Genomic DNA, 11,960 nt, shown 5'->3' with positions numbered 1-11,960 from the left:
AGGAGCGCTGACATGTCGTTCAAGAATATTTCCGAGATCGCCGGATCGGCCATGGCGGCGCAGTCCGTGCGTCTCAACACCATCGCCAGCAACCTGGCCAACGCCGATTCCGTGGCCGGCAACGAGGCCGACACCTACCGCGCGCGCAAGCCGGTGTTCTCCGCCGTGATGGCCGACAGCATCGACGGCATGGGCGCCGCCGGCGGCAAGGTGCAGGTGCTGGACGTGGTCGAATCGAGCGAGCCGCTGCGCAAGGTGTACGAGCCGGGCCACCCGATGGCCAACGCCGACGGCATGGTGTTCTATCCCAACGTCAACCAGGTGGCCGAGATGACCGACATGATGTCGGCCTCGCGCGCGTTTGAAACCAATGTCGAAGTCCTCGGCCGCATCCGCACGATGCAGCAGTCCCTCTTAAAACTCGGTGAAGGTTAAGCCATGACAGTCAGCCTCCTCAACAACAACAGCGGCAACAACACGGGCACGACCGGCAGCAACATCACCGGCAACACCGCCAGCCAGACCTCGGACATGTTCACCAAGCTGCTGGTGGCGCAGATCAAGAACCAGGATCCGCTGTCGCCGACCGATCCGTCCCAGTTCGTGCAGCAGCTGACCCAGCTGTCGCAGACCGAGTCGCTGCAGAACATGTCGACGCTGACCAGCGCGAACAACAGCGTGCTGCAGAGCATGCAGGTGCTGGCGCTGGGCGCGCAGGTCGGCTCCGACGTCATGGCCGAATCGGGTTCGGTCACGCTGGACGGCCACACCAAGGTCAGCGGCCAGATGACCTTGGCCGCCACCAGCACCACCACCACGCTGGTGCTGACCGGCACCGACGGCACCAAGCACAACGTCAGCCTCGGCGTGCAGGCGGCCGGCACCGTGCCGTTCGCCATCGACCCGACCGCGCTGGGCCTGCCGGCCGGCACCTACACGATGACGGTACAAACCAGCACCAAGGAAGTGCCGCCGGTCGACGTGATGGGCCGCCTGAACAGCGTGCGCCTGTCGTCCGCCGGCAGCGTCGTGCTCAACGTCGGCAACGTCGGCGAAGTCGCGCCGACCGCCATCACTGCTTTCAACGGTAAATCCACCGCTTCTGCCACCCAATCTAGTCTCTAAGGAAGGTATCCATCATGAGTTTCGATATCGCATTGTCTGGCATCCAGGCCATCAACGAAGCGCTGGACGTCACCAGCAACAACATAGCCAACGCCGGCACCTACGGCTACAAATCGTCGCGCGCGAACTTCTCGTCGCTGGTGGCGGGCGACCAGCCGACCGGCGTCAACATCGGTTCGCACACGCAGAACATCGGCCTGTCGGGCGGCCTGCTGAACACCGGCCGCTCGCTGGACGCGGCCATCAACGGCGCCGGCTTCTTCATGGTCAAGGACGGCAGCAACAACATCAACTATACCCGCGTGGGTATTTTCGACACCTCCAAGGACGGCTTCCTGGTCGACGCCTCGGGCCGCCGCGTGCAAGGTGCGGTCATCACGCCGCCTAGCACCCAGCCGGGCGCCCAGGGCGACATCGCCATTCCGACCGGCCAGATCCCGGCCGTGGTCAGCGACAAGGTCAACTACATCGGCAATCTGTCGGCCGACTGGCCGGTCACCGCCTTCCCCGCCCTCGCCTCGATCACCCCGACCACCCCGCCCGACCCATCGACATTCAGCATGTCCAAGGCCACAGTGGTCTACGATACGCTGGGCGGCCAGCACACACTGACTCAGTACTTCGGCGCCACCGCGTCCGGTAGCGTGTCGGTCAACTACGTCCTCGACGGCAATGGCGTGGCCACCGGCGCTCCGCTGACATTCAGCACCAGCGGTACCAGCAGCGGCCAGTTGCTCACGCCCGACCCCAACGATCCAACCATCAATGGCACGGTGCAGCTCGACCTTACCAGTCTCGACACCACCACCGATCCGACGCTGTGGCCGGGGTTCAAGAGTGGCGCCAAGATGGCCGACACCATCAACATCAACTACACCGGCACCACCTACTTCGCCGGCGAGGCGACCACCTCGACTAACAACGCCAATGGCTATGCCTCGGGCACCTTCGCCGGCGTCGATCTGGCGACCGACGGCTCGGTGATCGCCAAGTACAGCAACGGCCAGAAGCAGGCGGTCGGCAAGCTGATGCTCGCCACCTTCCCCGACGAAGGCGCGCTGACGTCGATCGACAACACCAGCTGGGCGCAGTCGCTGGGCTCGGGCACGCCGCTGGTCAACTTCGCCGGCGTCGGCATGACCGGCACGCTGAACACCAGCTCGCTGGAGCAGTCGAACGTCGACATCACGTCCGAACTGGTCGGCCTGATGACGTCGCAGCGCAACTACCAGGCCAACTCCAAGGTCATCCAGACCGAGAGCACCATGATGCAATCGCTGATGCAAGCCATCTAAGGACGCACTGACCCATGGATGCGCTGATCTACACCGCCATGAGCGGGGCCGAACGGGCCCTGCGTGGCCAGCAGGTACACGCCAACAACCTGGCGAACATGGACACCGGCGGCTTCCGCGCCAATATGGAGCTGTCGGCGGCGCAAACCGTCAACGGCTACGGTTACGACGACCGCCATATGTCGCAGCTGCAGGCCAACTCGGTATCGACCCGCCAGGGCACGGTCAAGGCCACCGGGCGCGACCTCGACGTCGCCATTTCCGGCGACGGCTTCCTGGCCGTGCAGGGACCGACCGGCGAGGCCTACACCCGCGCCGGCGCGATGACCTTGGACCAGACCGGCACGCTGCGCATCGGCAGCAACGTGGTGCTGGGCGAAGGCGGCCCGATCACCCTGCCCGAGTACACCAAGATCGCCATCGGCACCGACGGCACGGTGTCGATCCAGAGCCCCGGCACGACCACCATGCAGACCATCGACAAGCTCAAGCTGGTCAAGGCCGAGGCGTCGGAGCTGACCAAGAACGAGGCGGGCCTGCTGGTGGCGCGCAGCGGCCAGCCGCTGGCCACCGACGCCACCGTGCTGGTCAAGCCCGGCCACCTGGAAGGCAGCAACGTGTCGGCGGTGGAGGAAATGGTCGCCACCATGAGTTTGAACCGCACGTTTGAAATCCAGATGAAATTGTTCAAGGCCAGCGATTCGATGGCCGAAACCGGAAATCGCCTGATCGGCGGCTAAGCCGGTCCACGTTACACCTCAAGGAGAGATACTATGAATCCAGCAATGTGGATCAGCAAGACCGGCGTGCAGGCGCAGGACGAAAAACTGCAAGCCATCGCCAACAACCTGGCCAACGCCAACACCGTCGGCTTCAAGCGCGACCGCGTGGTGTTCGAAGACCTGTTCTACTCGGTGGAACAGCAGCCGGGCACGCAGCGCGCCGACAACAACACGCTGGCGCCGTCCGGCGTGCAGCTGGGTAACGGCGTGCACATGGTCGGCACGCAAAAGGTGTTCACCACTGGCAGCCTGCAAACGACCGGCAACTCGCTCGACGTCGCCATCATGGGTAACGGCTTCCTGTCGGTGCGCCAGCCCAACGGCGAAACCGCCTACACCCGCGCCGGCCAGCTGCAGGTCGATGCCAACGGCATCCTGGTCAACGCCCACGGCCTGCCGCTGATCCCGCAGATCACCGTGCCGACCAACGCCACCTCGCTGACCATCGGCGAAGACGGCACCGTCTCGGCCACCTTGGCCGGCAACACCACCGCCAGCCAGCTGGGCCAGCTGACCCTGACCAGCTTCATCAACCCGACCGGCCTGCTGGCCCTGGGCGAGAACCTGTTCGCCGAAACGCCGTCGAGCGGCACGCCGACCGAAGGCAAGCCGGGCGACGCCCAGTGGGGCAAGCTCAAGCAAGGCGCGCTGGAAGGCTCCAACGTCCAGGTGGTCGAGGAAATGGTCGACATGATCGCCGCCCAGCGCACCTACGAAATGAACACCAAGGTGCTGTCGGCCGCCGACAATATGCTGCAATACCTGTCGCAGGCCGCCCGCTGATGAAACCCGCACTGCCCGCCTCGGCCGTCCTGGCCTTGCTGCTGGCCGGCTGTGCCAGCCTGGCGCCGCCGCCGGTGCGGCCCGGTCCGTCGGCCGAGCCGCCGGCCGTGTCGCGCAGCATCGGCGCCAAGGGTACTTCCGGCGGCGTCTTCAGCACCGATCTGGGCCTGTCGCTGACCTCGGACAGCCGCGCCTTCCGCGTCGGCGACGTGGTCACCGTGACCTTGCAGGAAACCACGCAGGCCAGCAAGAAGGCCGGCACCAGCTATTCCAAGAATTCGGCCGACACCATCAACGCCCCCAATATCCTGGGCAAGACCTTCCCCAAGGGCGGCCTCGGCCTGGGCGCGTCCAATTCCTTCGCCGGCGACGCCACCAGCACCCAGCAGAACACATTAACCGGCGCCATCACCGTCATCGTGCAGGAAGTGCTGCCGAACGGGCTGCTGCGCGTGTCCGGCGAAAAAACGCTGACCCTGAACCAGGGCGAGGAATTCGTCCGCCTGCGCGGCTTCCTGCGCCCGGCCGACATCGACGCCGACAACCAGGTGTCGTCGCTGCGCATCGCCAACGCCAGCATCGCCTACTCGGCGCAGGGCACCCTGGCCGACACGCAGTCGGCGGGCTGGCTGTCGCGCTTTTTCAATGGCCCGTGGAATCCGTTTTAAGCAGTCTTTGATTGGGTGAACTCATGAATTTCCGCAAGCTGTCCCGCGCCCTTGCCCTGCCACTCGCCCTCTGCCTCGGCTTCGCGGCCGTGCCGGCCCGGGCCGCGCAGGTGCTGCGCAACCTGGTCGCCGTCGAAGGCATGCGCGACAACCCGCTGGTCGGCTACGGCCTGGTGGTCGGCCTCAACGGCAGCGGCGACTCGACCCAGGTCAAGTTCGCCAGCCAGTCGGTGATCAATATGCTCAAGCAGTTCGGCGTCAAGGTGCCGGACGGCACCGACGCCAAATCCAAGAACGTCGCCACCGTCATGGTGTCGGCGGTGTTCCCGCCCGGCTACCGCAAGGGCCAGAACATCGACGTCGTGGTGTCGTCGATGGGCGACGCCAAGAGCCTGCGCGGCGGCGCCCTGCTGCTGACCCCGCTGCGCGCGGCCGACAATGAAGTCTACGCGCTGGCCCAGGGCAATGTCGTCGTCGGCGGCTTCAGCGCTTCGGGCAAGAGCGGCTCCTCGGTCACCGTCAACACCCCGACCTCCGGCCGCATTCCGAGCGGCGCCGCGATCGAGCGCGAAATCGGCACCGATTTCTCGACCAAGCCGACGGTGCGCCTGTCGCTGCGCCATCCGCATTTCCAGACCGCCATCAACATCGTCGACACCATCAACAAGCGCTTCGGCGACATCGCCAGCACCAGCGACGCCACCAGCATCGACGTGGTGGCCCCGGCCAACCCGACCCAGCGCGTGGCCTTCATGGCCAAGCTGGAGGCGTTGTCGATCGAGGTCGGCGACGATTCGCCGAAGGTGGTGTTCAATTCGCGCACCGGCACCGTGGTCATCGCCGACGGCCTGCGCGTGCGCGCCGCCGCCGTCACCCATGGCTCGCTGAAGGTGGTGATCTCGGAATCGACCAAGGTCAGCCAGCCGAACGCCTTCGCCCAGGGCAACACCGTGGCCACGCCGCAATCGCAGGTCAGCGTCGACCAGGGCTCGGGCCAGATGTTCAAGTGGCCGGCCGGCGCCAAGCTGCAATCGATTATCGACGTCATCAACAGCCTCGGCGCCTCGCCGGACGACATCATGGCGATCCTGCAGGCGCTCGACCAGGCCGGCGCCATCGAAGGCGAACTGGTCGTCATTTAAGGAATCCCTATGAGCCTGGTACCCTCCCAATTCGATGCCAGCACCATGCGCGTAGGCGTGGCCGACCAGCTGAATGAAACCCACGTCGCGCCGGTGGCCGCCGCCGGCAGCGACGACAGCGTCGACCCGGCCTACCGCGCCAAGGCCACCCAGGCGGCGATCAAGTTCGAGAGCTTCTTCATCGGCCACATGCTGCACCAGATGCGCTCCGGCACCCGCGAGCTGGCCGCCGAGGACAGCGTGTTCAAGGACAAGATCAACGAGGATATGCTGGACATGGCCGACAACCTGGTGGCCGACCAGCTGGCCGGCCAGCGCGCCTTCGGCGTGGCCGACGCCATCCTGCGCCAGCTGTTGCCGCCGGCCAGCACGCCGCAGCCGCTGAACACCGCGCTGCCGGGCCGCGACAGCGCGGCGAATGTTGCTGAATCGCAAAAAATTGGCGCCACGCTTAATCCTGCGCGGTAAGCGGTCGCCCTTTACGAGTAATGGAGCAGTGGAGGCGGTGGAAGTCACTTGATCACTGCAAGCTACTGCTCCTGCGGCCTTCACCAGGAAAGACCCTTGCAATATGAGCATCTCTTACAACGCACTGTCCGGCGCCCTGGCCGCCCAGGCTGCCCTGAACACGGTCAGCCAGAACATCGCCAACTCGCAGACCAAAGGCTACACCCGTCAGGGCGTGCTGCTGCAGACCAACGCCGGCGATGGCTCCGCCATGAGCCCCGGCAATGGCGTGGCGGTCGGCTCGCTGCTGCGTTTCAGCGATTCTTACAAGACCCAGCAACTGTGGCGCGCCAATTCCGACCTGGGATCGCGCACTCAGGTGCAGCCCTACCTGACCCAGATGGAAAAAGTCATGAGCGATGACAAATCCAGCCTGAGTTATGGTATCGACAATTTCTTCAAGGCGCTCAACGCCGCCGGCGTCGACCCGACCTCGACCCCGCTGCGCCAGCAGGTGATCACCGCCGCCGACTCGATGTCGCAGCAGTTCAACAGCATTTACAACGTCACCGCCAACCAGCTGATTTCGGTCCAGCAGCAGCGCTCGGCCATCCTGCCCGGCCTGAACGAATCGATCGCCGGCATCGCCGCGCTCAACCAGCAGATCATCGCCACCGGCGCCAACGGCACCAACACCTCGGCGCTGATCGACAAGCGCGAGCAACTGATCGACAGCGTCGCTTCGCAGGTGGCGGTGGAAGTGATCAACAATCCGGACGGCACCGCCAGCGTCTCGATGAAGAGCGGCCAGCCGCTGGTGGTCAGCAACCTGTCGGCGACGATGGGGTTCGACACCACCTCCGGCATTCAGCAGCTGACGCTGAAGTTCGCCAACACCACCTTCCGCCTGGACGACACCAAGGTCGGCGGCCAACTGGGCGGCCTGGCCGACTACCAGGAAAACACGCTGAAACCGCTGCAGAAGTCGATCTCCGAGATCGCCGAGCAGATGTCGAACAAGGTCAACACCCAGCTGGCGGCCGGCTTCAACAATGCCGGCACCGCCGGCGGTCCGCTGCTGACGTTCAATCCGACCAGCGCCACCGGCCTGCTGCAGGTGACCGCCGGCTACACCACCGCCGATCTGGCGTTCTCCAGCGACGGCACGCCCGGCGACAGTGGCAACCTGCAAAAACTGGTCGACATCAAGGGCCAGCCGATCACGCTGACCACGCTGGGCAGCGTGCTGCTGGGCGACGCCGACACCCAGATCGTCGGCAAGCTGGGCATCGACAGCCAGCAGAACCAGGCGCTGTTGAACACCGCCACCACCATCCGCCAGCAATCGGAAGACGACTGGAAATCGACCAGCGCCGTCAACACCGACGAGGAGGCGATCAACCTGGTGGAATTCCAGAATATGTACCAGGCCAACATGAAGGTGATCGCCGTCGCCAACACCTTGTTTGACGCCACCTTGCAAATGTTCGGTTAAGGAGAGCCTGTATGCGCATCGCCACCAGTCAGTTCCAGGCCACCATGAACCGCGGCCTGCAGGATAACCAGAGCCATCTGGCCCAGATCACCGCACAAATGGCGTCCGGCAACAAGATCCAGCTGCCGTCGGACGACCCGGTCACCAACGTGCGCCTGTCGCGCCTGACGCGCGAGGAAGCCATCGTCGGCCAGTACCGCGACAATATCGCGGCGGTCAAGATCCGCCTGGACAAGAACGAGACCTTCCTCTCCAGTATCACCAACGACATCACCGAAAGCCACGACCAGCTGGTCTGGGCCTCGGACGGCGGCAACTCCGACGCCGACCTCGGCTCCATGGTCAACACCATGTCCTCGCTGCGCGACAGTATTTTCTACAGCGCCAATGAAAAGGACCAGGAAGGCCGCTATGTGTTCTCCGGCACGCTGACCAACACGCCCTCCATCACCTACGATGCGACGCAGCCGGTCGGTTCGCGCTACACTTTCACCGGCAACACCAACCAGCAAAAAGTGGTGGTCGGCAACGGCATCTCGCAGACGGCCAACGTCAACCTGTCCGGCCTGGAAGCGCTGCTGAACCAGATGGACACCACCGTCGCCGAACTGAGCGCGCCCGGCGTGTCGCCCAGCACGCCGTCGCTGCAAGCCGCGTTGAAGGCCAATATGGACGGCGCCGAGGCGGCGCTGGACCAGGTGTCGGGCAAGATCGCCGACTTGGGCGGCGCGCAAAACATCATGAGCACGCTCGACGGCAACCACGCCAACGTCAGCCTGTCGAACCAGAACGCGTTGCTGGACCTGGGGCAACTCGACTACGGCGACGCCGCGACCCAGCTGAACGGTTACAATCTGGCCCTGCAATCGTCGTACAAGGCGTATTCCAAGATCAGCAACCTGTCGCTGTTCAATATTCTGTAAATAAAGACTGAACTGTCATGCAAATCTCGCCCAATTCCACTCCCACTGTCATTGTTCCTGGCAGCGCCAGCAATGCCAGCGCGGTGGACGGCACCGCGCTGGGGCTGAATGGCGAGAACGCGGCCACGGCCTTGCCGGTCACGCCAACGCCGACCTCGGCGGCGCCGCTGCGGCGCGGGCTGAACAATTGGGACCAGCCGCTGCAGGGCGACATTTCCGGCGCCCAGCAGGCGCTGGACTTCCTTGAACAAAGCGCGGCCCAGCTGCGCAACCTGAAGGCCGACCTCAGCGCCCGCCTGGCCAACCGCCAGCGCAGCGACGGCACGCTGGACGCGCGCGTGCGCCAGTTCAGCAATACCTGGCGCAACCGCAGCCAGGCGTCCGGCGGCACGCTCGATGCCCGCCTCAAATTCAGCAACAAGAGCACGACCACCCGCTTTACCGTGCGCGGCATGTCGCTGGCCAACCTGCGCAACGGCGGCCGCGAAGTGCTGGCGATCTCCATCGGCGGCGGCCAAAACCTGCGTTCGGTGGTGCTGGAGCCGGGCCTGAGCGACCAAGAAATCGCCCAGCGCTTCGACGACGCGCTGGCGCCGACCGGCGTGCGCGCAGACCTCAACGACGACGGCCAGCTGGAATTCAGCACGCCGGAATCGTCCTGGGGCAATGTGCGCGACACCATCGCCGTGCAGGGCGGCGGCACCCGCTTCCCCACCGGCCAGATGAACCGCGTCAAGGCCGAGGCCGAAGCGCCGGCGGTCGATCCGGACAGCTGGCAGACCTCGGACGTCGATTCCATCCGCACCACGCTGCAGCAGGTGGTGCAGGCGCTGGCCCAGGTGGAGCAGGCGATCGCCTCGGTGCACACGGCGCTCAACCAGGTCAGCGAACGGGTGCAGAGCGCGGCGCCGAACGACAGCACCGCCGGCATGGACCAGGTGGCGCAGAATTTCGTCTCGACCGCCAAACAGCCCGGCTACCAGTCGCTGCTGTCGATCACGTCGGCGCTGGCGGGCATCAGCCGCGAGCGCGTGATTTCACTGCTGAGCTTGCGCTAAGCCGGCATCACCTCAAGACATCACCTCAGGCCGGGCTTGGGCGGATTGGCCAGCGCCTGCCGCGCCAGCTCGCCGAACTGCGCCGCCGGCAACGCTCCCGAATACAGATAGCCCTGCGCATAATCGCAGCCGGCCAGCGCCAGCAAGGCGCTCTGCGCCGACGTCTCGACGCCCTCCGCCACCACCTTCAGCCCCAGCTTGTGCGCCATCACGATCAGCGCCTCGCACATCGCCAGGTCGCCGCTGTCGCTGGCCACGTGCGCGATGAAGCTCTGGTCCAGCTTGAGCAGGTCGATGCCGACCCGCTTCAGGTGCGACAGCGAGGCGTAGCCGGTGCCGAAATTATCCAGCGCCACCTGCAAGCCCATCTCGCGCAGCGCCGCCAGGCGTTCCGCCACTTGCGGCGTGCTGTCCATCAGCACGCCTTCGGCGATCTCGATGACGATGCTGCGCGGCGCCAGTCCCAGCCCGGTCGCGTAGGCCAGCCAGGCCGCATACAGCGCGGCGTCGCCGCGGAACTGCGCCGGCGACTGGTTGATGCTGATCTGGAAGCCGGCGCCCAGCTCGTCCTGCCAGCGGCGCGCCTGTTGCGCGGCCTGGCGGAATACCCAGTCGCCGATCTCCATCATCATGCCGCTCGATTCGGCGGCCGGCAGGAACTCGGCCGGCGCCAGCAGGCCGCGCTGCGGATGGCGCCAGCGCAGCAGCGCCTCGGCGCGCTCGACGCGGCCGTCCAGCAGGTTGAGGATGGGCTGGTAATGCAGCTCGAACTGCTGCGAGGACAGCGCCGAGCGCAAGTCCAGCGCCAGTTGCTGGCGCGCGTGGGCCGCCAGCTGCAAATCCTCGGTGAAGTAGCTGTAGCGGTTGCGGCCGGCCTGCTTGGCCGCGTACATGGCCTGGTCGGCCTGGCGCAGCAACTCTTCCGGTGCATCCGCGTCGTCCGGGAACAGCGCGATGCCTATGCTGGCCGAGATCGACGGACTGGCCGCGCCCAGCTTGAACGGCCGGTTCAGCAGCGCCAGCATGGCCTCGGCGATGCGGTCGATGCCGGCCATGCGGTCGAGGCCGGGCAGGATCACCGTGAACTCGTCGCCGCCCAGCCGCGCCACCGTGTCCGAGGTGCGCACGCTGGCGCCGATGCGCCGCGCCGCCTCCACCAGCAGCACGTCGCCCTGGTCGTGGCCCAGCGTGTCGTTGACCTGCTTGAAGCCATCCAGGTCGACAAACAGCAGCGCCAGCTGCAGCCCGTCGCGGCGCGCCTTCTTGACCTCCTGCGCCAGCCGGTCGAGAAACATGTGGCGGTTGGGCAGCGTCGTCAGCGTATCGAAATTGGCCCGTTGCCAGACCAGCTCGCTCGAGGCGCGATCCGCCGTGATATCGGTCACCAGCGCCAGCGCGCCCAGGTAGGTGCCGTCGGCGTCGAAGATGGGATTGGTGGCCAGCGTGGCCCACAGCTCGCTGCCGTCCTTGCGCAGGAACTTGAATTCGTGGCGTTCGGAAACGCCGAGCTGGCGCCGCGCGATGTTGCGCTCGAGCAGGGCCCGGCCCTCGTCGTCCATGAAGGCCACCAGCGGCTGCTCCAGCATATCTTCGATGGCGTAGCCCAGCATCTGCGCCATCTTCGGGTTGACAAAGCTGGTGCGGGCGGCGCCGTCGATTTCCCAGATGCCCTCCTCGGCGCTGTGGACGATGCGGCGGAAGCGCTCCTCGCTGCGCTCCAGCGCGGCCAGCTTGCCTTCGGCCAGCTCCAGCACCACGCGGATCGCCTGGCCGCTGCTGTCGGCGCTGGCGCGCAGCGTGACCGGAAAGCCCTGCTGGTTGCGCGCGCGCACCATTTGCAGGTCGCAATGTTCGGGCAGTTTGCTGTTGAGCGCGCGCCGCAGGAACTCGTCGAAATCCTGGTGGAAACGCGTGGCGATGAACTCGCGGAACGGCACGCGGTCAGGATTGCTGCGCGGCAGGCCCAGCACATCGGCGCCGACCACGTTCATCTGCAGGATGGTGGTGTCGAAGCCGAGCACGAAATAGCCGACCGGCGCCAGCAGGTAGATATCGTTGAAGCACTCTTGCTCGACGGCGGGATCGGCCGCAGCCGACTCCGCATAGGCGGCCACCGCGGCGGCTTCGCCCATGATAGCCATGTCGTTGAGCATGCCGAGCCGGGCCTCGGAAACCGGCTGCCGCCGACCGTGCGATTCGCTCGTGGATAGTGGTGTCAGCTTCTCCATGGCGCCCCTTTGCG

The 11,960-nt window shown here is 65.7% G+C and carries 12 protein-coding genes; 11 read left to right on the top strand and 1 reads right to left on the bottom strand.

Going from position 1 to position 11,960, the window contains the following annotated elements; genetic code table 11:
• Window positions 1-12 precede the first annotated feature (12 nt).
• The 11 genes from flgC (at window position 13) to ABWW33_RS22150 (ending at window position 9,718) form a co-directional block, all read left to right on the top strand.
• Complete coding sequence (gene flgC / locus ABWW33_RS22200) at window positions 13-435, top strand: flagellar basal body rod protein FlgC (RefSeq protein WP_176651326.1); 423 nt, start codon at window positions 13-15, stop codon at window positions 433-435.
• A 3-nt stretch (window positions 436-438) separates the two neighbouring features.
• Window positions 439-1,125 carry a flagellar hook capping FlgD N-terminal domain-containing protein gene (locus tag ABWW33_RS22195; RefSeq protein WP_176651327.1) on the top strand — a complete coding sequence of 229 codons (687 nt, stop codon included), beginning with the start codon at window positions 439-441 and terminating at the stop codon, window positions 1,123-1,125.
• Window positions 1,126-1,139: 14 nt separating this feature from the next.
• A complete protein-coding gene (locus tag ABWW33_RS22190; protein ID WP_353403792.1) occupies window positions 1,140-2,420 on the top strand; it encodes a flagellar hook protein FlgE in 1,281 nt (426 codons plus the stop codon).
• 14 nt (window positions 2,421-2,434) lie between these two features.
• Window positions 2,435-3,160 (top strand): flagellar basal-body rod protein FlgF, encoded by a 726-nt coding sequence (locus tag ABWW33_RS22185; protein WP_176651329.1) that lies wholly within the window; start codon window positions 2,435-2,437, stop codon window positions 3,158-3,160.
• 33 nt (window positions 3,161-3,193) lie between these two features.
• A complete protein-coding gene (gene flgG, locus ABWW33_RS22180) occupies window positions 3,194-3,985 on the top strand; it encodes a flagellar basal-body rod protein FlgG (RefSeq protein WP_176651330.1) in 792 nt (263 codons plus the stop codon).
• Entirely contained in the window at window positions 3,985-4,653 is a 669-nt protein-coding gene (gene flgH, locus ABWW33_RS22175; RefSeq protein WP_176651331.1) for a flagellar basal body L-ring protein FlgH, read from the top strand. The genes flgG and flgH overlap by 1 nt, the downstream gene beginning before the upstream one ends.
• Before the next feature lie 23 nt (window positions 4,654-4,676).
• Complete coding sequence (locus ABWW33_RS22170) at window positions 4,677-5,795, top strand: flagellar basal body P-ring protein FlgI (RefSeq protein ID WP_176651332.1); 1,119 nt, start codon at window positions 4,677-4,679, stop codon at window positions 5,793-5,795.
• A gap of 9 nt (window positions 5,796-5,804) precedes the next feature.
• Window positions 5,805-6,263 (top strand): rod-binding protein, encoded by a 459-nt coding sequence (locus ABWW33_RS22165; protein ID WP_176651333.1) that lies wholly within the window; start codon window positions 5,805-5,807, stop codon window positions 6,261-6,263.
• Window positions 6,264-6,366: 103 nt separating this feature from the next.
• Window positions 6,367-7,737, top strand: coding sequence for a flagellar hook-associated protein FlgK (flgK, locus tag ABWW33_RS22160; RefSeq protein WP_353403791.1), 1,371 nt, complete (start codon window positions 6,367-6,369; stop codon window positions 7,735-7,737).
• A gap of 11 nt (window positions 7,738-7,748) precedes the next feature.
• Window positions 7,749-8,660: a flagellar hook-associated protein FlgL gene (gene flgL / locus ABWW33_RS22155; RefSeq protein ID WP_176651335.1), complete on the top strand. Its 912-nt coding sequence runs from the start codon at window positions 7,749-7,751 to the stop codon at window positions 8,658-8,660.
• 17 nt (window positions 8,661-8,677) lie between these two features.
• Window positions 8,678-9,718, top strand: coding sequence for a hypothetical protein (locus ABWW33_RS22150; protein ID WP_353403790.1), 1,041 nt, complete (start codon window positions 8,678-8,680; stop codon window positions 9,716-9,718).
• A 20-nt stretch (window positions 9,719-9,738) separates the two neighbouring features.
• On the opposite strand, the gene ABWW33_RS22145 is transcribed toward ABWW33_RS22150, so the two are convergent.
• Entirely contained in the window at window positions 9,739-11,946 is a 2,208-nt protein-coding gene (locus tag ABWW33_RS22145) for a putative bifunctional diguanylate cyclase/phosphodiesterase (RefSeq protein WP_176651337.1), read from the bottom strand.
• Window positions 11,947-11,960: the final 14 nt, after the last annotated feature.

Source organism: Duganella hordei (genome assembly GCF_040369125.1).
GTDB lineage: Bacteria > Pseudomonadota > Gammaproteobacteria > Burkholderiales > Burkholderiaceae_D > Rugamonas > Rugamonas hordei.
Note: the sequence above shows the minus strand (reverse complement) of the source record. Positions and strands in the feature narration are given on the sequence as shown.